This is a genomic window from Parabacteroides sp. merdae-related_45_40 (assembly GCF_001915675.1).
In genome coordinates this window covers 1-21275 of record NZ_MNQY01000103.1, presented here as the reverse complement: position 1 = coordinate 21275, position 21275 = coordinate 1, and the positions used below count along the sequence as shown (strand labels likewise).

The 21275-nt window shown below is 48.7% G+C and carries 18 protein-coding genes; 13 read left to right on the top strand and 5 right to left on the bottom strand.

The genetic code is table 11. From position 1 onward, the window contains the following. Window positions 1-608 precede the first annotated feature (608 nt). The 5 genes from BHV83_RS12040 to BHV83_RS12020 all read left to right on the top strand — a co-directional run bounded on the left by BHV83_RS12040 (window position 609) and on the right by BHV83_RS12020 (window position 5946). Window positions 609-2720 (top strand): VapE domain-containing protein, encoded by a 2112-nt coding sequence (locus BHV83_RS12040; RefSeq protein WP_270658033.1) that lies wholly within the window; start codon window positions 609-611, stop codon window positions 2718-2720. Window positions 2721-2838: 118 nt separating this feature from the next. Further along, window positions 2839-3234 (top strand): HU family DNA-binding protein, encoded by a 396-nt coding sequence (locus BHV83_RS12035; RefSeq protein WP_005637603.1) that lies wholly within the window; start codon window positions 2839-2841, stop codon window positions 3232-3234. Between the two features lie 233 nt (window positions 3235-3467). Then, window positions 3468-4025, top strand: a complete 558-nt coding sequence (locus BHV83_RS12030) for a DUF3575 domain-containing protein (protein WP_005650631.1) — start codon at window positions 3468-3470, stop codon at window positions 4023-4025. 8 nt (window positions 4026-4033) lie between these two features. Further along, window positions 4034-5500, top strand: a complete 1467-nt coding sequence (locus BHV83_RS12025) for a DUF3868 domain-containing protein (RefSeq protein WP_270658031.1) — start codon at window positions 4034-4036, stop codon at window positions 5498-5500. A 101-nt stretch (window positions 5501-5601) separates the two neighbouring features. Continuing rightward, complete coding sequence (locus BHV83_RS12020; RefSeq protein ID WP_005646929.1) at window positions 5602-5946, top strand: hypothetical protein; 345 nt, start codon at window positions 5602-5604, stop codon at window positions 5944-5946. A gap of 173 nt (window positions 5947-6119) precedes the next feature. Here BHV83_RS12020 and BHV83_RS12015 read toward each other — a convergent pair whose 3' ends face one another. From BHV83_RS12015 to BHV83_RS12005, 3 genes are read right to left on the bottom strand one after another with little or no spacing between them, the layout of a single operon-like run. Then, the gene (locus BHV83_RS12015; protein WP_005637592.1) at window positions 6120-6758 is read right to left on the bottom strand and encodes a thiamine diphosphokinase; all 639 of its coding nucleotides are present in this window, start codon (window positions 6756-6758) and stop codon (window positions 6120-6122) included. Beyond that, window positions 6742-7356 carry a nicotinamide riboside transporter PnuC gene (gene pnuC, locus BHV83_RS12010; RefSeq protein ID WP_270658041.1) on the bottom strand — a complete coding sequence of 205 codons (615 nt, stop codon included), beginning with the start codon at window positions 7354-7356 and terminating at the stop codon, window positions 6742-6744. The genes BHV83_RS12015 and pnuC overlap by 17 nt, the downstream gene beginning before the upstream one ends. A gap of 3 nt (window positions 7357-7359) precedes the next feature. Beyond that, complete coding sequence (locus tag BHV83_RS12005; protein ID WP_270658029.1) at window positions 7360-9567, bottom strand: TonB-dependent receptor; 2208 nt, start codon at window positions 9565-9567, stop codon at window positions 7360-7362. 389 nt (window positions 9568-9956) lie between these two features. Between BHV83_RS12005 and rimP the strand changes: the two genes are divergently transcribed. The 8 genes from rimP to BHV83_RS11965 all read left to right on the top strand — a co-directional run bounded on the left by rimP (window position 9957) and on the right by BHV83_RS11965 (window position 19351). After that, window positions 9957-10424, top strand: a complete 468-nt coding sequence (gene rimP / locus BHV83_RS12000; RefSeq protein WP_172676530.1) for a ribosome assembly cofactor RimP — start codon at window positions 9957-9959, stop codon at window positions 10422-10424. A 7-nt stretch (window positions 10425-10431) separates the two neighbouring features. Then, on the top strand, window positions 10432-11706 hold the full coding sequence (gene nusA / locus BHV83_RS11995) for a transcription termination factor NusA (RefSeq protein WP_005637585.1): 1275 nt from the start codon (window positions 10432-10434) through the stop codon (window positions 11704-11706). 20 nt (window positions 11707-11726) lie between these two features. After that, window positions 11727-14699, top strand: coding sequence for a translation initiation factor IF-2 (infB, locus tag BHV83_RS11990; protein ID WP_005650621.1), 2973 nt, complete (start codon window positions 11727-11729; stop codon window positions 14697-14699). A 2-nt stretch (window positions 14700-14701) separates the two neighbouring features. Further along, complete coding sequence (locus BHV83_RS11985) at window positions 14702-15193, top strand: CvpA family protein (RefSeq protein WP_005637581.1); 492 nt, start codon at window positions 14702-14704, stop codon at window positions 15191-15193. Window positions 15194-15226: 33 nt separating this feature from the next. Continuing rightward, window positions 15227-16672, top strand: coding sequence for a Fe-S cluster assembly protein SufB (gene sufB, locus BHV83_RS11980; RefSeq protein ID WP_005637579.1), 1446 nt, complete (start codon window positions 15227-15229; stop codon window positions 16670-16672). Between the two features lie 88 nt (window positions 16673-16760). Beyond that, window positions 16761-17516 carry a Fe-S cluster assembly ATPase SufC gene (gene sufC / locus BHV83_RS11975; RefSeq protein WP_046452219.1) on the top strand — a complete coding sequence of 252 codons (756 nt, stop codon included), beginning with the start codon at window positions 16761-16763 and terminating at the stop codon, window positions 17514-17516. Window positions 17517-17578: 62 nt separating this feature from the next. Continuing rightward, window positions 17579-18922, top strand: a complete 1344-nt coding sequence (gene sufD, locus BHV83_RS11970; RefSeq protein ID WP_005637576.1) for a Fe-S cluster assembly protein SufD — start codon at window positions 17579-17581, stop codon at window positions 18920-18922. Window positions 18923-18931: 9 nt separating this feature from the next. Then, window positions 18932-19351 (top strand): VOC family protein, encoded by a 420-nt coding sequence (locus BHV83_RS11965; RefSeq protein ID WP_022321401.1) that lies wholly within the window; start codon window positions 18932-18934, stop codon window positions 19349-19351. A gap of 120 nt (window positions 19352-19471) precedes the next feature. Here BHV83_RS11965 and BHV83_RS11960 read toward each other — a convergent pair whose 3' ends face one another. Both BHV83_RS11960 and BHV83_RS11955 read right to left on the bottom strand, forming a co-directional pair. Next, entirely contained in the window at window positions 19472-20038 is a 567-nt protein-coding gene (locus BHV83_RS11960; protein WP_005637572.1) for an RNA polymerase sigma-70 factor, read from the bottom strand. Between the two features lie 181 nt (window positions 20039-20219). Further along, a partial coding sequence (locus BHV83_RS11955) for a glycoside hydrolase family 92 protein (RefSeq protein WP_286757558.1) occupies window positions 20220-21275 on the bottom strand: 1056 nt, incomplete at its 5' end.

The window sequence follows — 21275 nt, the reverse complement described above, 5'->3', positions numbered from 1 at the left end:
GGTTTTCAAGTCGGCAATATGTATGAAGCATCTGCATTGATACAGAGTGTTCCGGCTACAGGCTCTTTAAATATAGTGATAGAAAATATTCAGTCTGGAGGCGAGATCAAATTCGGCTTCAATTAATTACCAAAGCGATTATTAGTCTTTCAAGGGCTATGCCGAAACAGCTTTGTTCCCGCACCAAGCGTGTGGAGACAAGGCTGTTTCGGCATAGCCCTTGAATTTTGATAGGGGGGTGCCAATATCGGTATCCCCCGTTTTTCAGCAGTTTAAACCTCTATCTCCCCGCAAACTATCCCGAATCTTCCCACAAACTAACTCAAACCATGCCATAAACTAATTCATAGCATATTACATACTCTCGATAGATAGTACGACATAACACCGATAGGTAGTACTACCTATTAGCAATTCATAGTACTACCTATACCTTATACATAGTACTACCTATCCCAACTTTCCTGTATGTCCCGGATTAGTTTATGGTATGGTTCGAGTTAGTTTCCGGTATGTTTTGTATTAGTTTGTGCATAAAATAATTGAAAAACATAGAATATCCGAAATATAAACCTTACCTTGCAGGAAATTTAAAAACTAATGCTAATATGAAAATAACGCAACTTCGCGGGGACCTGGCGGCTTTCCGTAACCTTGAACTAAGCATTGTCTTGAACGCCATGAAAACGGAAAATAGCCGGAAGCCGGTGACCACCTTGCGGCAGAACATTCCTTATCTGACTCCCGGGATAAAAAGCCTTGCAGCAGAAAAGATACCTGTAGTTTTGTTTGGCGTTACGCTGAAGCGGGATGATGAGAGGATCGGTGTGGCTACCTATGCAGGATTGGTGCTGCTCAGTATTGGTAACCTGATCGGTTATGCGGAGGCGGCTGCCATACGGGACCGGGCGGCGGGATTTCCGCAGACACTCGCTTCGTTTGTAGGATCGAGCGGACGGAGCGTTAAAATCGTGGTTCCTTTTACCTTGTCGGACGGTTCGCTGCCAAAGACGGAAAGGCATATGCGCCTTTTTCACGCCCATGCCTGCCTTCGTGCAGGACGCTATTACGAAGCACAGCTCCAGTTGCCCGTCGAATGGAAAGAAGAAGGATGCCCGACGCCGGAACAAGGATGCCGTGTGTCGTATGATCCCGACCTGTATTATAATCCGGATGCCTTGCCGATCCGCCTGGAACAACCTTTGCAGATGCCTGCTCCTGTGACGACACGCGAGGCACACGATGCCGAGACGGACCCTCTGTTGCGCATGGCGCCCGGCTATGAACGCTACAAACGCATATCGCTCCTTTATGAAACCAGCCTTACCGACACCTTTCGGCAGGTCGGGCCGGAAGACGGTGGCGATGAAGGACGGAAAAAGTTCATCGTGCATCTGGCACGTAAATGCCGGCAATCCGCCATCCCGGAGGAAGATGCCGTCCGTTTTGCCCTGATACACCCGTTCGGCAGGGAGCAGGAGATGGAGTTGAGGGCGACGTTCGGGAACGTCTACAGGAAAGAAAAACATTGCAGCGTACGGCCCTGTATGCCCCGGCGGATGCTGGTGGCGATGCAGATGGAAGAGTTTATGACAAGGCGTTATGAGTTGAGGTTCAACCGGATGAAGGGATGCAAGGAGTATCGCGAACGACATTCGCTGTTTACGGACTATCGCCCGGTGACGGCCGAGGCGGTTAAAAGCATCTGTTTCGAGGCGCAGTTGGAAGGGATATCGGCAATCGAATATGACGTGCAGCGTTACGTGGACTCCCGGCGTGTTTCCCATTACTGGCCGATCGAGGAGTTCCTTTTCGATCTGCCGCATTGGGACGGGCAGGACCGCATCCGTGCCCTTGCCGATTGTGTGCCATGCGAAAACAAGGAGTGGAGGGATTTCTTTTATATTTGGTTCCTCAGTATGGTGGCACACTGGTTGCAGATGGACAGGGAACATGCCAATAGCACGTCACCCCTGTTGGTCGGGCCGCAGGGTTGCCGTAAGAGTTCTTTTTGCCAGAGTCTTCTGCCACCCGAACTGCGGTCTTACTATGTCGATGGGATCGACTTGGGAAGCCGGAAGGATGCGGAGATGGCGTTGAACCGTTTCGCGCTGATCAACCTGGATGAGTTCGACTCGATACCTGCTTCCCGTCAGCCTTATTTGAAAAACCTGCTTCAGAAGACGAAAGTGACGTTGCGTAAGCCTTATGGCGAGAGCATGGAGGAGATGAGGCGGTTCGCTTCGTTTATCGCAACCTCCAATACGTTCTCTTTGCTGACCGATACCACCGGCAGCCGCCGTTTTATCGGGGTGGAGGTGAAGGGGATGATCCGGATAGAACCCATCGATTATCCTCAACTCTACGCCCAGGCGGTCAGTGCCTTGAGGGAAGGTGAACGCTATTGGTTTACCCCGGAAGAGGAGGTGCTTTTGAACCGGAATAACCGGATGTTCGAAAAGCGGCCTTTGCTGGAAGAGTTGTTCCTCCATTATTTCCGTATTCCGGAGGAAGAGGAGGTTTGTGAGCCGTTGTCAGCACCCGAAATATTGATGACAATCAGCAAACAGAGCAAAATAGACCTTACGGAAACAAAGCTGAGGTTGTTCGGACAATTAATGCAAAAATATAATGTACGGAAGAAGATGAAAAAAGACCGGAAATACTATTATGTCATACCGGAAACAGAAGAACCGGGTGCCGATGTACCGGTCGGGTGAGTACATCGACATCTGTATCGACACCAACATCGACACCTGATAATAGATAAATAATCAGGTGGTTGGGTTGAAAGGTGTCGATGTGTAGCATGATAATCATTTATAAAAATAATATAGTATGAGTATACAATACAGATTTGTCCCCATTTATGATAACCTGAATGAGGACAGCGAGAAAGTAACGGGTTTTTATCCCAAAGTAGTCAGCCGTGGCACAATAAACAAAGAGCGGATGTTTGAAGAAATATCGCACGGTTCGTCTTCCCTCCGTTCGGAACTGGCACGTTCGTGGATGCTGATGGAAGACTATATCATAGATCGGTTGAAAGATGGTTACGATGTCTGCCTGAACGATTTTTGCACTTTCGGTATCTCCGCCAAATACCGCCGTGTAGACCGCATCAACGAAATCCGAGCCGAATCCATTTTCGTAAAGGGCATGCATGTCCGCACTTCGGAGGTCGTCAATAAAAAACTCAAATGGGCGCGTTTCGAGAGGGAGTCGGAGAAATGAATCGATATGATAATATTTCCGTGTGTTAATCGGTATTTCTATCGTCTTGTCCTTTTTTCGTCGGTATTTATATCACGCGGTCCGTTCTTGGTAGCTTTGCCCGTGAAACTTGAAACGAGCACCTACCGCGCGTGGTAAAGACTTATTCTATTTTTGTGTCGGGATAAACTGTATTATCCCCTTTGCTGTTTAACATGGGATAGAAAAACGAAAGATAATTAAAAATGAAGTGTATGAAAAAAGTACTTTTCCTCTTTTTGCTTCTAGCCGGCATGACGAATGTCTATGGGCAGAAGTTTGCGGTAAAGTCAAACTTGCTGTACGACGCGACTGCAACGATCAACCTCGGTGTTGAAATGGGATTGAGCAAGAAGTGGACACTGGACTTGTCCGGTAACTACAACGGATGGAAGTTTGGCGACGACATGCGTTGGAAACATTGGATGGTTCAGCCGGAAGCGCGTTATTGGCTATGTGAGAAGTTTAACGGCCATTTTCTCGGAGTGCATGCCCATTATGCCGATTATAATGTCGGCGGGATCAAATTCCTGAGTAAAAATATGGAGAATTATCGTTATCAGGGCAACCTCTACGGAGCCGGCTTGTCCTATGGTTACCAATGGCTGCTGAGCAACCGTTGGAGCATGGAGGCTGTGATCGGTGTCGGATGGGCGCATCTGGACTATGATAAATATCCGTGCGCATCGTGCGGTACGGTTCAGAAGAGCGAAACGAAAGACTATTTCGGAGTGACGAAGGCTGCTCTTTCTATTATTTACTTTATTAAATAATCGGAGCGATGAAGAAAACAATGAAAATATATACGGCAGCAGCTTTGCTGGCTGTCGTTTCTCCGGCTATCCTGGCTCAGGCCCCGGTAAAAGTGGTTTGTAACGAACTGAAACAAAAAGGAAACGAATTGGTGATCGACGCCGTGATCACGGTCGACGGCAGCCGGATCAAATCTCGCGAGAACCTCTCCCTGACACCGGTCTTGGAATCGGCTTCGCAGAAGGAAGGGCTGCCTTCCATCCTGCTGAACGGACGGATCAGCCAGAAAGTGTATGACCGCGAGATCGCTTTGAACAACTTGCAGGATGAACCCCGCTTTTTGGTCGTGCAGGCCGGAAAGAGCGAAAGCGTCATCAACTATAAGACGGTAATCCCGTTTGAGCCGTGGATGAAAGACGCTCGCTTCGTGCTGATCCCGAACATGTGCGGTTGTGGAAAAGAGGAACAGGGTGCTCCGCTCGTGATGGCCGACAAGGTCCTGACCCGTCCCGACAAGCGGTATGAGGTGCAGCCTACCCTGGCTTATATCTCTCCGGAAGCGGAAACGGTAAAACATCGTGCCGAGGTGGGGACTGCTTATCTGGACTTCCAGGTGGGAAAATATGCGATCCTGCCGGATTTCCGTAACAATGCGCTGGAACTGGCGAAGATCGACAATACGGTCAGTACGGTCGTAAACGATAAGAACATCACGCTCGAAGGCATTATCCTGAAAGGTTTTGCGTCGCCCGAAGGCAGCTACAAGTCCAATACGGTCCTGGCTGGCAATCGTGTGAAAGCGCTTGCCGAATATATACGGAAGAAACACGACTTCAAACCGGAACTGTTTACGTTAGATAACGGTTCAGAAGATTGGGAAGGTTTGAAAGCGAAAGTCGAAGCTGACCGGAGCGTTCCTTCGCGTGAGGCTGTGCTGGCTATCATCAACAGCAATGACGAGCCGGACAAGAAAGACGCCAGGCTGGCTGCTTTGGACGGAGGGGCTCTTTACCGTTATGTATTGAAGAATATCTATCCTTCGTTGCGCCGTTCCGATTACCGTGTCGCTTATCAGGTGCGTTTCTTTACGGTCGAAGAAGGACGCGAGATTATCAAGACGCGTCCGCAGCAGTTGAGTTTGAGCGAAATGTTCGCGGTGGCTAACAGCTACGAGATCGGAAGCAAGGAATATAATGAAGTGTTCGAGATTGCGGTCCGCATGTACAGCGACGATCCTGTCGCCAATCTGAACGCCGCCAATATCGCATTGTCGAAGAACGATCTGGATGCGGCCCGTACTTATCTGGCTAAGGCCGGCAATAGCCCCGAAGCCATCCATGCGCGTGGTGTCCTGAACCTGCTGGATGGGAATCTGGACGAGGCAGGAAAACTGCTGGAACAGGCAAAAGCTGCCGGTGTGAAGGAAGCAGCGGCCAATTTGGACGAGTTGCGTAAGAAAGAGGCCGATAATCAGCTCTTTGATAGCTTTGAGTAGTAAGATTGAGACTTTCACAGTCTAACCTTTGTGGCATTAACCCATATCTTTGTAATATAGAGTTTGCATATAGAAGATTGAGAATTTAAATTATTAAGATTATGGAACGTATAGCGGATGTCGAAAAGGTTCTGATGAACGAGATAGACAACCTGCATGGTGTCTACTTATATCTCGAAGGCGATTCATGGTGCGCGTATGAACGTTCTGCTTATTATCTGGCCAAATTGAATGTGCCGGTGATACTACAGAAAGAAGTAATCCGCGAGGGGTACGATGTGGTTTTGTTGAAAGCACTGTTTGCAGTGGATGACATGTGTTTGCCACTGGCTCCTAAAATGGAGTTGAAGAGGGTGGCGGATGACAAGTTGCAGTTCCACATGTATGACGATATTGATGGTTTTCCCGAATGGAAAGCTTCTCAATTGAATAAGCTGCCTGCGTGACAGGTTGTTGAATAGCATTTTTATTAAACAGCCGTGAGGCTTGAATAAATACTAAGTTGTAAAATTGAGGGTGTATTTTGTCCCGAAGGCTGATCGAAAGATCCCCTTCGGGACTTTTTATTATAAGAATATTTGAAACATACAAATGATGATTTACATCTGCTAAAATTGAACTACATTATTTGGAGGGTGCGGTAAACTATGATCCGGGCATCCGCTGAGAGGGTGACGGTGAAGTTGTTACCGGTTGCCTCGTTTAACGTGCCTTGCCACCAGGCTGTCAGCCGGCGGTTGCGGATGGGCCAGCGCAGCCCGGTGGTGGAAATCGTGCCGGAAGGGGCGAGCGAGAAAAGGGACACTTGGGTTCCGGGTTTACTTTCCAGTGTTGTCGTTTGCAGGATAGGAGTGAAGATCCCATAGTCTGAAAGCATCTCTATCCGTTGGAACAGCGGGGCGTAGTCCATCAGCAACGAGATATTGCCTAACGTATGGTCTTCGCGCAGCCCGGTAGCTCCTAATATCAGAACTTCCTGCTGCCCGGACCGGTGGGCGAAGCGGACGGATTTCGTCAGGTCGTTTATTTCCTGGTCCTCTACGATATGGATGCGGTCGGCATACTGTTCACGAAAACGGGATGGGATACTGTCGAGGTCTCCGACAATCGCTGTCGGAGTGATGCCTGCTTTATCCAACGCCTCGACGGCTCCGTCACAAGCGATGACGACGGAGGCTTGATGCAGAAGATGAAGCGGTAAAGCTGTTTGCGGAAAACGGCCGTTTGCCACGACTACGCAATTATAAGGTGCTATCATTTGTTCTTATTCCTTTCTTTTTCCAAGTGTATAATCCGGCTGCCGCCAGTATGGCGTAGCAAATATAGAGAAACATTGTGGGATAGAGCCCACGCAGGTAATAAAGATAGACGGATACGCAGTTGACGACGATCCAGAAGATCCAGTGCTCGACGATCCGGCGTGCCAGCATCCAGGTGGCGACGATTCCGACGGCGGTGGTAAAAGCATCGCCTGCCGGTATCGGCGAATCGGTGAGATAATGCAGGACATAATAGAGTAACGCAAACAGGGCAACGATGGAAAAGCTGATCCCGGCAAAAAGACGGAGTGTCATATTGCGGTAGAGGATTACCTCCTGAGGAGCTGTCTCTATGTCTTCCGCTGTTTGTTCTTGCCTGCCCTTGCTGCGTGTCCATTGCCAGAAACCGTATATGCTGATGGCTACATAATAGATGTTCAATCCCATATCCGCATATATCTTTGAAAAGAAAAAGACAAAAACATAGACAAGGGAAGTCAGGAAGCCGACAACCCACATGGCACGATGCTGCCTTATCTCCAGAAAGAGATAAAGCAGACCGGTCAGTACTCCGAAATATTCCAGTAATTGTTCCATCATTTAGAATTTGAATGTTACCCGTGCCATTGCGTTTGTTCCCGCCTGGGTGAAATAGCCGTCTTCTTTGTAACGTTCGCCGTCGACCATTGCCGAGTATACCCATGCATTGGTTTCATATTGCTCGTTGAACAAATTGTTGATCGTGACATCGAGGGCGATCTCCTTCATAAACTTCGGTTTGAAAACGTAGCCGACACGCAGGTTGCTGACGAAATAGGGATCGATGGAACGGTCTTTGCAAGAGGTGTTGTCGATATACTGGCGGCCGACAAACTGGGAGTTGAAACTTGCGCTGAATTGTTTCCAGCTGAAATTGAACATGCTGTTGGCGATGATGTCTGGCGAAAAGGCGATGTCGGTTGTCCCTAAGTCGTTGTGGTCCTCGCGTAGGAAGTTCCAGTCGGCATCGTAAACCTCGATGCTTTCGATGAAGTTCTTGATCTTGTTCCGGCTGAGTGTCAGGTTTCCGCTCCAGTCCAGCCAGCGGGCGATTTTCACGCCTCCCGTGAGTTCTATTCCCATCCGGTAGCTGTCTTTGATATTGGAAGTGAGGGCTTCGCCGATTTCGCTGATCTTGCCGGTCAGGATCAGCTGGTTGCTGTAATCCATGAAGTAAAGATTGGCGCCGACATGGAAACGGGAGTTTCCGAAACCGTAACCCGCTTCATAGTCGTAGAGCGTCTCGTGCTGCGGGCGTTCGTCCCGGCCGGCCTCGGTGAAGTTGTCCCGGTTCGGTTCGCGGTTGGCTACCGAGAACGAGACGAACGCGTTGTGGCCGTCCTTCTGGAAGTTAATGCCCGCCTTGGGGTTGAAGAAGTTCCAGTGCTTGTCGACATTCACGTGGTCGCCGGCTTTGTCGTCGCTGCCTTCGATCGTGTAGTGGATGCCCCGGTACTGCATGTCCAGATAACCGTTCAAGTTGGGATGGAACTGGTAATTGGCTTTGGCGTACATATTGTAATCCAGCTTGTCACCCGTGTTACGGTAATATTCGTAGTCCGGTTCGGGAAGGTTGTTCGATTGTTTCGCCCACATGACACGCCCGAAGTGGTCGCCGTCGTAACGGTTGATGGCGGCTCCGGCTGAGAATTGCAAACGCTCTCCCCGATAGTTGGCGCTGTAGATCGCTCCGTAGAAGTCGTTTTCCAGCCACTTGCGGCGGACGAGGTCCGTCTTGGAGATGGTGTCTCCCTGGCTGTCGATATATGGGGGCAGTTTGTAATCCTTGACTTTGGCTCCTCCTTTATAATCTTCATAATAGCCTGCCCCATGTGTGTAATGGAGTGTCAGGTTCATGTTCCACAGATCGCTCAGGCGCTGGCTGGCTGTCAGGTGGTAGTTCTGCTGCCGGTAATTGTCTGTTTGGTTCTTGTAATATTTGGTGACCCCGTCTTCTTTATATTCCCCGCAAGGGTTGTAGGTGCGGTCTGAATCCAGCAGATAGGAAGGGACGCCGGTCCATGCCTGGTAGGTCTTCTCGATGCTGCCGAAAGTCTGGAAGCGAATCAGCGTGTTGTCTCCGTAGTAAGCCGCCGAAGCAAAGTAAGAGTGCATGTTGGCCTTGGCCCGGTCGATGTATCCGTCGCTCTGGATATTGGAATAGCGGGCATCGAAAACGAAATGGTCCTGTAGAAGCCCGGTTCCGAGCTTGACAGTGTTCTTGACTGTCCCGAACGATCCGGCCGAGACCGAATATTCGGCATAAGGTTTCAACTCCGATTTCTGCGTCTGCATGGCGACGGTTGCTCCGAAGGCGGCTGCCCCGTTGGTCGAGGTCCCGGCTCCGCGTTGTATCTGGATATTATCGACCGAGGAGGCAAAGTCTGGCATGTTCACCCAGAAGACCGTGTGTGACTCGGAGTCGTTTACAGGTACTCCGTTGACTGTGATGTTGATACGGTTGGCATCCGTCCCCCGGATGCGGAAACCGGAATAGCCGATACCTGTCCCTGCATCTGACGTCATGATCACGGACGGCGATTGGAGGATCAGGAAGGGGATGCCTTGTCCGTCGTTCCGACGATTCAGCTCGTCCTTTGTCAGTTCGCTGTAGGCAACCGGTGTCCCTTTGGCTACTTTGGTTGCGGTGACGACCACTTCGTCCAGCGAGATGTCTTTTGAGATTTTCAGAGAATCGGCCGGTCCGGTCGTTTTGCCTTCCGCCGACAATGCCATTAATGTTGAGGCAATAATAAGAACACTTTTCATCCTTTTTCTTTTTGATAACCTGAATTTTAAAAGGAATAGCAGAGGTGGACTGTTTTTACTGAAGATACACTTTTTTCCCTTCGTCGGCATTACCCGTACAGGTTCAATGGGTATAATCTCAGCCTGCCTTCCTGTTTTTGGGCGTCATTCCGGCAAGCACCCCTTATATTCGAGGGCAAAGGAACGAAAAAAACGGGTAATGACCAAATGTTCTGATATATGCTTACTTTTGACATATTAAGTATAAATGTACGCGATAAATCTCTTAACATGCAGAAAAAATATATATTTATTTGAAAACTCACTGATTATTTGTATATTTGCAGACGATTAAGCGAAGATGAGGAGGGGGCGGGCAGTCCCCTTCTTTTGTTCTTAACTGTATGTATATGATTGAAAAGGACGTGATAAGTCAGTTGGTAGAAGAGAAATTAGCTTCTTCCGGCAATTATTTAGTGGATGTAGTAATAAAACCAGGTAACCTGATTATCATAGAAATAGATAATGATGAGGGTGTTTGTATCGACGATTGCGCTGAGTTGAGCCGCTATGTGGAAGGTCACCTGGACCGTGATGTGGAAGACTTCGAACTGGAAGTCGGTTCCGCAGGGATAACATCTCCGTTTAAAGTGCTTCGCCAGTATGTGAAAAATATAGGTAACGAAGTGGAAATGCTGCTTAAAAGCGGTACGAAGTTGACCGGCGTATTGAAATCGGCCGACGAAAACGGGGTGGTGGTCACTGTTGAAAAACAAGTGAAGCCCGAAGGAGCCAAGCGTAAAGTGACTGTCCGGGAAGACCAGTCATATACATTCGATGAAATAAAATATACAAAATACCTAATAAGATTCAAGTAAAAAGATTATGGCCAAGAAAGAGGAAACAATCAGTATGATTGACACACTTGCTGAGTTCAAGGAGTTGAAAAATATAGATAAAGATACGATGATCAGCGTGTTGGAAGACTCATTCCGCAACGTGATCGCTAAAATGTTCGGTACGGATGAAAATTACGATGTAATTATCAACCCGGAAAAAGGTGACTTCGAAATCTGGAGAAACCGTACGGTTGTCGCCGATGACGAACTGGAGGACGAGAATCTTCAGCTGACACTGACCGAGGCCCGTAAGATCGATGCCGACTGTGAAGTGGGCGAAGAGGTGACTGATGAAGTGCATTTTGCCGATTTCGGACGTCGTGCCATCCTGAACCTGCGCCAGACGTTGGCTTCAAAAATACTTGAATTGCAGAAAGACAGTTTGTTTGCTAAGTATAAGGATAAAATCGGCAATATCATCGCAGCCGATGTTTACCAGGTATGGAAGAAGGAGATCCTGTTGTTGGATGACGAGGGTAATGAGTTGCTGCTCCCGAAAACAGAACAGATCCCGACTGATTTTTACCGTAAAGGTGAAACCGTGCGTGCTATCGTACAGCGGGTGGACAACTACAACAACAATCCGAAGATCATCCTTTCCCGTACAGACAAATTGTTCCTGCAGCGTTTGTTCGAACTTGAAGTTCCGGAAATCAACGATGGTCTGATCACCATCAAGGCGATTGCCCGTATTCCGGGAGAGAGAGCAAAAGTGGCCGTTGAGTCGTACGATGACCGTATCGACCCGGTCGGCGCCTGCGTCGGAATGAAAGGTTCCCGTATTCATGGTATCGTTCGCGAGCTGAGAAACGAGAACATCGATGTTATTAATTATACATCCAATATATCGCTGTTTATCCAGCGTGCATTAAGCCCGGCAAAAATTTCCTCTATACGAGTGAACGAAGAAGAACATAAGGCAGAGGTTTATCTTCGTCCTGAAGAAGTTTCATTGGCTATCGGTAAAGGTGGTTTGAATATCAAGCTTGCCTGTATGCTGACCGAATACGCCATCGATGTCTTCCGCGATGTGGAAGGTGCAGATGAAGAGGATATCTATTTGGATGAATTCTCGGACGAAATTGACAGCTGGGTAATCGAAGCACTGAAGAATATCGGGTGCTACACGGCGAAGAGCGTATTGGCTATGAACCGCGAAGAGATTGTAGAACGTGCCGACCTCGAAGAACAGACTGTTGACGAGGTACTTGCTATCTTATCTGCCGAATTTGAAGAAGAAGAGGGAGAACCTCAAGAATAAGTATTACGACAAAGTTTGATATGCCCATAAAATTAATACAAGTACAGAGAAAATTAAATGTAGGAATCAACACGGTTGTTGAGTTTCTACGCAAGAAAGGGTTCGAGGTTGAGGATAACAATCCCAACACGCGAATCGGTGATGAACAGTATGCTTTGCTCGTAAAAGAGTTTGGAAAAGATTTACCGAACGGCGGACGTGAGCGTGAACGGGTCGTGCCCGAACGTTCTCACAGGGAAGCTTCTTCTGTGAAAGAAGAAAAGAGTTCGGAAATAAAGACTGTAATACCGGAAGAATTCAGACCCAAAATTGTGACGAAGGGTCGGATCGATCTGGACAGACCGCATAAAAAAGTGCAGGAGGTGCAGCATCAGCCTGTTTCCGTTCCTGTGGAAAAGAAAGTGGAGAAGCCTGTGGAGGCGGCCACTGCTGCAAAAACTGCTGATGCTCCGGTTGAGGAGGTGAAAACCCCCGAAGTAAAGGCACCTGAGGTGGAAATACCTGAAGTGAAAATCCCGGAAATGAAACAGCAGCCTGAGGAGATAAAAGAAGAAAAAGTTATAGTAGTGGAAAAGGAACCAGCAGAAGTGATGAAACCGGAGCCTGTACAGGAGCCGAAAACTGCAAATGTAGAGTCAACGACTGCGACTGCAGAACCGGCGGCATCTGCCGGCAACGATTCTGACGAGGGATTATTCCGGTTGAATACTCCGAAGTTCGAGTCGAAAATCAAGGTGACAGGGAAGATAGATCTGAACGCGTTGAATCAGTCTACCCGTCCGAAGAAAAAGACGAAGGAGGAACGCAAGAAAGAGCGGGAAGACAAGCGCGAGAAGTTCGCCGGTAACAAAGCGGGGCAACAGTCGGGTAACGGGCTTTTCAATAAAGGACCGAAAGACGGAACGGCAAGACCAGGTGCTCCTGTCAAACCGGGAGAAGGCGGTACGGATGCAAAGAAAAAACGTAACCGTATCAAGAAAGACCGCGTAGATGTGAACAATACGCCGGGAACTAATGCACGCCCGTCACGTCCGAACGATGATCGCAAGCCGCGCCTACGCAAGCCGGTGAAGGCGGAAATCAGCGAGGAAGATGTACAGAAGCAGGTAAAGGAAACCTTGGCCCGTCTGACCAACAAGGGAAATAAGAATAATAAAGGTGCCAAGTACCGTCGCGACAAACGCGATGCCATCCAGAAGCGTGAACACGAACTGATGGAACAGGAAGAAATGGAAAGCAAGGTGTTGAAGCTGACGGAGTTTGTGACTGCCAATGACCTTGCCAACATGATGGACGTTCCTGTGACGCAGGTTATCGGTACTTGTATGAGTATCGGTATCATGGTTTCCATTAACCAGCGTCTGGATGCGGAAACAATTAATATCGTAGCTGAAGAATTCGGTTTCCAGACCGAATATGTAAGTGCCGAAGTGGTGGAAGCCATCAAGGCCGACGAAGAAGACGACAACGAAGAAGACTGGGTGGCGCGTCCTCCTATCGTGACTGTGATGGGACACGTTGACCACGGTAAGACCTCTTTGTTGGATAATATCCGTAATGCAAACGTAATTGCCGGTGAGGCAGGAGGTATCACGCAGCACATCGGTGCTTACAACGTGAAGTTGCAGAGCGGGCGTCGTATCACGTTCCTGGATACGCCGGGCCATGAGGCTTTTACCGCCATGCGTGCCCGTGGTGCCAAGGTGACGGATATCGCGATTATCATTGTGGCTGCCGACGATAATGTCATGCCACAGACTGTCGAAGCGATCAACCATGCTTCGGCTGCTGGTGTACCTATCGTATTTGCTATCAATAAGATCGACAAGCCTCATGCCAATCCTGACAAGATCAAGGAGGAACTGGCTAACATGAATTATTTGGTTGAAGACTGGGGAGGTAAGTACCAGAGCCAGGAAATTTCAGCCAAGAAAGGTATCGGTGTGGAGGACTTGTTGGAAAAAGTATTGTTGGAAGCCGATTTGCTCGACTTGAAGGCTAATCCGAAGAGACGTGCTGTTGGTTCCATCATCGAATCTTCACTTGACAAAGGACGTGGATATGTTTCTACCGTGTTGGTTGAAAACGGAACACTGAAGGTCGGTGACATCGTACTGGCCGGAACCCATTTCGGTCGCGTAAAAGCGATGTTCAACGAACGTAACCAGCGTATCGAAAAGGCTGGTCCTTCCGAACCGGCTCTGATCCTCGGTCTGAACGGTGCTCCGCAGGCTGGCGATACGTTCAACGTACTGGAAACAGACCAGGAAGCCCGCGAAATTGCCAACCGTCGCGAACAGTTGCAGCGTGAGTTGGGCCTACGTACGCAGAAGATGCTTACGCTGGATGATATCGGTCGCCGTATCGCAGTCGGAAACTTCCAAGAACTGAACGTGATTGTGAAGGGTGACGTGGACGGTTCCGTAGAAGCGTTGTCAGACTCCCTGATCCGTCTGTCTACAGAGGAAATCCAGGTGAACGTGATCCACAAGGCTGTCGGTCAGATCTCCGAATCGGATGTCGTACTGGCTGCCGCTTCTGATGCGATTATTATCGGATTCCAGGTGCGCCCGGCATTGCCTGCACGCCGCCTGGCAGAGAAAGAGGGAGTTGAAATCCGTCTGTACTCGATTATCTATGATGCGATCGAAGAAGTGAAGAGCGCTATGGAAGGTATGCTTTCACCGGAAATCAAGGAAGAGATCACTGCGAACGTGGAAGTGCTTCAGGTCTTCAAGATCACGAAAGTGGGTACGATTGCCGGGTGTATGGTACGTGAAGGTAAGATCAAGCGTTCGAACAAGGTGCGCGTGATCCGTGACGGTATCGTGGTTCATTCCGGAGAGTTGGAATCTTTGAAACGTTTCAAGGATGATGTGAAGGAAGTGGTTGCCGGTTTGGATTGTGGTTTGAACATTGTCAACTACAATGATATTCAGGTTGGTGATATCATCGAGGCATACGAAGAAACGGAAATCAAGAAGACATTGTAAACATGAACTGGTTGGACATTACATTGCTATGTCTGGCAGGAATAGGATTTGTGAAAGGCCTGTTTGATGGAGTCATCAAACAGGTTGTTTCGCTTATAGCCCTTTTGGTCGGGATCTTTTTTTGTACGAAGGCGGCACTTTGGCTGCGTGGATATATATTGGCATTGGGCTGGTTTCCCGAACAAGGAGTGACGGTGCTCAGCTACGTGGCGGGTTTCCTGTTGATCGTGGGTGTCATATTGCTGGCGGGTGAGATTCTGACTCGTGTCGTGGGAGCGACGCCGTTGAGCGTCCTGAACCATTTGGTGGGTGGTGTCTTGGGGCTTTGCTTTATGATGGCGTTTGTCAGCCTTCTGCTGAACAGTATGGAGATGATAGACAAGGGATCGGTCCTGATCCCGCGCCAGGCAAAGGTCGAATCCCGTTTTTATAATTCAGTCAAAGAAATAATCCCAACCATTTACTTCCAAAATTTGTTTTTTAAGGAGGAATAGGTTTCATAATTTGAACAATATATTTAATGTATAATGGAAGATTCAAACGACATACTAAATGAGGTGACGACCGGTGATTATAAGTACGGATTCGTTACCGATATAGATACGGAGGTGATTCATCGCGGATTGGATGAAGAGACTGTTCGTATTATTTCCGCCAAGAAGAATGAACCGGAATGGCTGCTTGAGTTCCGCTTGAAAGCCTTCCGCCATTGGCAGACACTGGAGATGCCGACATGGCCTCACCTGAATATCCCGCCGATCGACTATCAGGATATCATCTACTATGCCGCTCCGAAGAAGAAGGAAGGCCCGAAGAGCCTGGATGAGGTCGATCCGGAACTGATGAAGACTTTCGACAAACTGGGTATTCCTTTGCACGAACGTGCGCAGCTTAGCGGGATGGCGGTCGATGCAGTGATGGACAGCGTCTCCGTAAAGACAACATTCAAGGAGACGCTTGCTGAGAAGGGCATTATCTTCTGTTCTTTCAGCGAAGCCGTCCAGCATCATCCCGATTTGGTCCAGAAGTATCTGGGAAGCGTGGTCAGTTATCGTGATAATTTCTTTGCCGCATTGAATTCGGCGGTGTTCTCGGACGGTTCGTTTGTCTATATCCCGAAAGGCGTGCGTTGTCCGATGGAGCTTTCTACCTATTTCCGTATCAATGCGGCCAATACCGGACAGTTCGAACGTACATTGATTGTGGCGGATGATGAAGCCTATGTCAGTTACCTTGAAGGTTGTACCGCCCCGATGCGCGATGAGAACCAGCTTCATGCGGCTATCGTCGAAATCGTAGCGCATGAACGGGCCGAAGTGAAATATTCCACCGTCCAGAACTGGTATCCGGGTGACAAGGATGGAAAGGGAGGTATCTACAACTTCGTGACTAAACGCGGACTGTGCAAGGGCGAAGGGAGCAAGATCTCTTGGACACAGGTGGAGACTGGTTCCGCTATTACCTGGAAATACCCAAGCTGTATTCTGGCCGGTGATAATTCGGTAGGCGAGTTCTACTCGGTGGCCGTCACCAACAATTACCAGCAGGCCGACACCGGTACGAAGATGATCCACCTTGGACGGAATACTCGCAGTACGATCGTCTCGAAGGGTATCTCCGCTGGGCATAGCCAGAACAGCTATCGTGGCTTGGTGAAAGTTTCTCCCCGTGCCGAAGGCGCCCGTAATCATAGCCAGTGCGACAGCCTGTTGCTTAGTTCGACTTGCGGTGCCCATACCTTCCCCTATGCCGATATCCAGAACGAGACGGCGGTAGTGGAACACGAAGCGACGACGAGCAAGATCAGCGAAGAGCAGTTGTTCTATTGCCGGCAGCGCGGTATCTCGGTCGAGGAAGCTGTCGGTCTGATCGTCAACGGGTATGCCCGCGAGGTAATGAACAAGCTCCCTATGGAGTTTGCCGTGGAGGCACAGAAGCTGCTGACTATTTCTTTAGAAGGAAGCGTAGGATGATTTTATGATTTATGATTTATGATTTATGCGTTGATGATAAATCATAAATCATAAATCATAAATCGCATAAATCATAAATTATAAAGTCATGTTAGAGATAAAGAACTTACATGCCAATATCAATGGCAAAGAGATATTGAAAGGGATCAACCTTTCTGTCAAGGCGGGTGAGGTACACGCCATCATGGGGCCGAACGGTTCCGGAAAAAGTACCTTGAGCAGTGTGTTGGTCGGTAATCCGGCATTCGAAGTAACGGAAGGGGAGGTGATCTTCAACGGTAAGAACCTGTTGGATCTTGAACCGGAAGACCGTAGCCGTGAAGGTATTTTCCTGAGTTTCCAGTATCCGGTGGAGATTCCGGGAGTCAGCATGGTGAACTTCATGCGTGCCGCCTTGAACGAACATCGTAAATATAAAGGGCTGGAACCTGTTTCGGCTACCGACTTCCTGAAGCTGATGCGCGAGAAGCGTGCGATTGTGGAATTGGACAATAAGCTGGCGAGCCGCAGCGTGAACGAAGGTTTTTCGGGTGGTGAGAAGAAGCGGAACGAAATCTTCCAGATGGCAATGCTCGAACCGAAGCTGGCGATTCTCGATGAGACGGATAGCGGTCTGGATATCGATGCCCTCCGCATCGTGGCAAATGGTGTCAACCAACTTCGTACGCCAGAGAATGCGGCTATCGTGATCACGCACTACCAACGTCTGCTGGATTATATCAAGCCTGACGTGGTCCATGTCCTCTACAAAGGACGTATTGTCAAAACCGCCGGTCCCGAACTGGCTCTCGAACTCGAAGAAAAAGGCTACGACTGGATCAAGAAAGAGATGGGAGAAGAATAAGAATAATTAGGCACGGATTACACGCGAAATCCGTGTAATCCATGCCAAAAAATTAGATAGTAATGAAAGCAGAACAACAATATATCGATCTTTTCACCCATTATGAGGATCTGATTTGCCGGCATGCGGCGGGGTTGATGAATTTGCCGCGTGCAGAGGCTTTGGCTGATTTGGAACGGTTGGGCTTTCCGACGGTGAAGAGTGAAGATTATAAATATACAGATGTGGCGCAGGCTTTTGCTCCGGATTACGGGGTGAATATCAATCGTCTTGATATCCCGGTCAATCCGTACGACGTGTTTCGTTGTGATGTCCCCAACCTGAGTACCTCGCTTTATTTTGTGGTGAATGATACTTTCTATGACAAGATGTTACCGAAAGCCCATCTTCCCGAAGGTGTTTATGCCGGGGGAATGCGTACTTTCATGGAAAAGTATCCCGAAGTGGCTTCCCGCTATTATGGCAAGGCGGCACCAACCGGTAAGGATGGTATCGTTGCCTTGAACACTATGTTGGCTCAGGACGGTTTTGTGGTCTATGTGCCGGAAGGTGTCGTAGTGGAGCGTCCGATCCAGTTGGTGAATATCTTCCGCAGCGATGTAGACACGATGGCGAACCGCCGTATCCTGGTGATTATGGAGCCTCGTTCGGAAGCCAAGCTGTTGGTGTGCGATCATAGCATCGACGATGTTAAGTTCTTAGCCACGCAGGTTGTTGAGATCTTTGCGGGTGAAGGTGCCTTCTTCGATTATTACGACCTCGAAGAGAGCAGCATGTCGACTACTCGTTTTGCCTCCGTGCATGTGAAGCAGGAAGCGGGAAGTAATGTTTTGGTGAATGGTATCACGCTGAATAACGGCCTTACCCGTAACAACTATTATATCGAGCTGAACGGCGAACAGGCTGAAGCGACTTTGTGCGGTATGTCGATCCTGGACAAAGAACAGCAGCTGGATACCTATAGCCATATTACGCATGCCGTACCTTATTGTACTAGCAACGAACTGTTCAAGAATGTTTTGGACGATCATGCGGTCGGTGCGTTCAGCGGCCGTATTTTAGTGAAGGAAGATGCACAGAAGACTGCGGCCTATCAGACGAACCGCAATCTTTGTGCGACCCGTGAAGCTCGCATGTACAGCAAACCTCAGTTGGAAATCTATGCCGACGATGTGAAATGTTCGCATGGCATGACCACCGGACAGTTGGACGAAACTGCTTTGTTCTATATGCAGAGCCGCGGCATTCCTCGTGACGAGGCACGCATGTTGTTAAGCGTAGCTTTCACCGCGGACGTGATCGATTACGTACGTCTGGATGCTTTGAAAGACCGTTTGCATAAATTAGTAGAAAAACGTTTTCGTGGAGAACTGGCGAGATGTGCCGGTTGCCGGATTTGTAAATAAGAATAACATATGCAATTGGCTCATATCGCTATCTGGACGAACGAACTGGAACGTTCGCGTGATTTCTATATCAAGTATTTCAATGGGAAAAGCAACGAGAAGTATGTGAATCCGAAGAAAGGCTTTGCCTCTTATTTCGTCACTTTCGAGGGAGGGGCTTCACTTGAAATCATGCAGCGGACCGATATTACCAAAGAAACGGCAGATGTCTTCATCGGACTTGCCCATTTTGCCTTTTCTACCGGATCGAAAGAGAAGGTGGATGCCATGATCGAACAATTCCGTTCGGACGGTTACAAGATCGTAGGCGAGCCGCGTATTACTGGTGACGGTTATTATGAAGGAGCTGTTTTGGATCCGGATGGTAACATTGTTGAGATGATCGCTTGGCGGAAACGTACTGGGATTGATATTACCAGACGCAGATAAATACGGAAGGGCGCTGAGTTATGCGGACATCATTGGTAAGATAAGTCCGCATGATTCTGCGCTCTTTTGTTTTCGGTACTCAGTAAAGCCAGACAGCCGTGTATGGGCGGAAAGGCCGGATCAGTTCATATAGGATAAGAATACCAACAGAGGTATGTAGTCTTTCAGATTGACATGTAACTTTTTCAGAGCCTGGGCGATATGGTATTCCACGCCTTTGGTTGTCATACCGAGTGTTTCTGCGATCTCTTTGTAAGGTTTGTTTTCGTAGCGACTCATGATGAAGATACGGCGGGTCTGTTCTGGCAGGGAGGCCAATGTCTTGTTCACGATTTCTTGTGCTTCGGCTGTAAACAGTTCTTCCGGATTGCAGGCTTCGAGGGTGGAGATGCGGGTGTTCAGTTCCCATTCGGCATGATTCTTCAGATGTTCGCTGGCATCTTCCCTGACTTGTATATGTTGCAGGTAGTTGATACATTTGTTTTTGATGATCGTGAGTATATAGGCCGGAACATTGGAATCTGCCTTTAACGTGTTCCGGTTTTCCCAGTATTGCATCAGTGCCTCTATGGTGAAATCTTCGGCAACAGCTATATCCCTCACATATATATTCGCAAAGCGGATGAACCGTCCTTGATAATCTGCGAATAATTGATTGAAGGCCTTTAAATCTGCTGAATATTCCATATACCCTATCGATTAGCGCGTAAATATAATAAAATTTAAAAGAAAAGCTATATTTATTCCACGTAGATTACCTTTCCGATTTTTACCGCTTCCTTCTCTATATTGAAAATTCCTGCCCTGTGTCTGGTAGGACGGTGAGGCAGAGCAGGAATATGTAAATGATTTTTTTATGCGTCGTTCTTTATAACCCCATTGAAGGTGGAAGCGATCCGGCGGAAGAAGCCCATTCTTTATTGGGGCTATCTCCCATGACGAACGAAAGGATGCCTCCGTTCATGATGTCTTTGTGGAGGATGTAGCTCTTGTTGTATGGCTGACCGTTAAGGGTAGCCGACTGAATGTAGATATTCTTTTCCGATGCCCCTTTGGCTTCGATTGTGAATTTCTTGCCGTTTTCAAGTGTGATAACGCTTTCTTCGAATGACGGGCTGCCGATCACGTAGTAGGGCATGCCCGGACAGACCGGATAGAAGCCGACCATGCTGAAGACCAGCCAGGATGACATCTGGCCGGCATCGTCGTTGCCGGATAGTCCGTCGGGAGTCGTGAAATACTCGCGGTTGATGATATCATGTACCCATTTTTGTGTCTTCCAAGGTTCACCGGCATAAGCGAAAAGATAGGCGATGTGGTGTCCCGGCTCGTTGCCATGCCAGTAATAGTTCCCTTCGAAGAAGTTGTCCAGACGGTTGATGAAACGTTCTTTTCCGCCCATGTGCCGGATCAGTCCGGCTATGTCCTGGGGAGCATACCAGGTGTAGTGGTAAGGAGTCCCTTCACAGATGAACGAAGTGGAGGCAAACGGATCGAATGGCTCGATCCAGGTTCCGTCGGCATGGCGTCCACGGGCATAGCCTGTTTCGGGGTCGATTACGTTCCGGTAGTTTTCCGCCCGTTTGATGAGTGCTTTATAATCGTCTGTCTTGCCTAACTTCTTGGCAACCTGTGCAAGGACAAAATCATCATAGGCATATTCCAGTGTGCGGGATACTTGTTCACGACGGTGGAATGCTTCCGTTACTTGATCCTCTAACGGCACGTAATTGTATTTCAGGTAAGACTCCATTGCCCGTCGGCCTTTCCCGTCGCGATAGCTGCCGGAGTCCGGATTGGCCTCGAAAGCGTTTTTGCGCATCAGCGTGTAAGCTTCTTCATAGTCAAAACCCGGAGTGTCTTTGACGATGGCGTCTCCGATCATGGCGATGCAGTGGTCACCGATCATGGCAGCCGTGTAGCT

What these genes read in the sequence shown, in the direction of transcription:
- sufB (WP_005637579.1), top strand. Translation starts at nt 15,227, where the DNA reads ATGGAAGATTCAAACGACATACTAAATGAGGTGACGACCGGTGATTAT.
- nusA (WP_005637585.1), top strand. Translation starts at nt 10,432, where the DNA reads ATGGCCAAGAAAGAGGAAACAATCAGTATGATTGACACACTTGCTGAG.
- BHV83_RS12025 (WP_270658031.1), top strand. Translation starts at nt 4,034, where the DNA reads ATGAAGAAAACAATGAAAATATATACGGCAGCAGCTTTGCTGGCTGTC.
- BHV83_RS12015 (WP_005637592.1), bottom strand. Translation starts at nt 6,758, where the DNA reads ATGATAGCACCTTATAATTGCGTAGTCGTGGCAAACGGCCGTTTTCCG.
- BHV83_RS11965 (WP_022321401.1), top strand. Translation starts at nt 18,932, where the DNA reads ATGCAATTGGCTCATATCGCTATCTGGACGAACGAACTGGAACGTTCG.
- BHV83_RS11960 (WP_005637572.1), bottom strand. Translation starts at nt 20,038, where the DNA reads ATGGAATATTCAGCAGATTTAAAGGCCTTCAATCAATTATTCGCAGAT.
- BHV83_RS12035 (WP_005637603.1), top strand. Translation starts at nt 2,839, where the DNA reads ATGAGTATACAATACAGATTTGTCCCCATTTATGATAACCTGAATGAG.
- sufD (WP_005637576.1), top strand. Translation starts at nt 17,579, where the DNA reads ATGAAAGCAGAACAACAATATATCGATCTTTTCACCCATTATGAGGAT.
- BHV83_RS11985 (WP_005637581.1), top strand. Translation starts at nt 14,702, where the DNA reads ATGAACTGGTTGGACATTACATTGCTATGTCTGGCAGGAATAGGATTT.
- pnuC (WP_270658041.1), bottom strand. Translation starts at nt 7,356, where the DNA reads ATGGAACAATTACTGGAATATTTCGGAGTACTGACCGGTCTGCTTTAT.
- BHV83_RS12040 (WP_270658033.1), top strand. Translation starts at nt 609, where the DNA reads ATGAAAATAACGCAACTTCGCGGGGACCTGGCGGCTTTCCGTAACCTT.
- rimP (WP_172676530.1), top strand. Translation starts at nt 9,957, where the DNA reads ATGATTGAAAAGGACGTGATAAGTCAGTTGGTAGAAGAGAAATTAGCT.
- BHV83_RS12020 (WP_005646929.1), top strand. Translation starts at nt 5,602, where the DNA reads ATGGAACGTATAGCGGATGTCGAAAAGGTTCTGATGAACGAGATAGAC.
- sufC (WP_046452219.1), top strand. Translation starts at nt 16,761, where the DNA reads ATGTTAGAGATAAAGAACTTACATGCCAATATCAATGGCAAAGAGATA.
- BHV83_RS12030 (WP_005650631.1), top strand. Translation starts at nt 3,468, where the DNA reads ATGAAAAAAGTACTTTTCCTCTTTTTGCTTCTAGCCGGCATGACGAAT.
- BHV83_RS12005 (WP_270658029.1), bottom strand. Translation starts at nt 9,567, where the DNA reads ATGAAAAGTGTTCTTATTATTGCCTCAACATTAATGGCATTGTCGGCG.
- infB (WP_005650621.1), top strand. Translation starts at nt 11,727, where the DNA reads ATGCCCATAAAATTAATACAAGTACAGAGAAAATTAAATGTAGGAATC.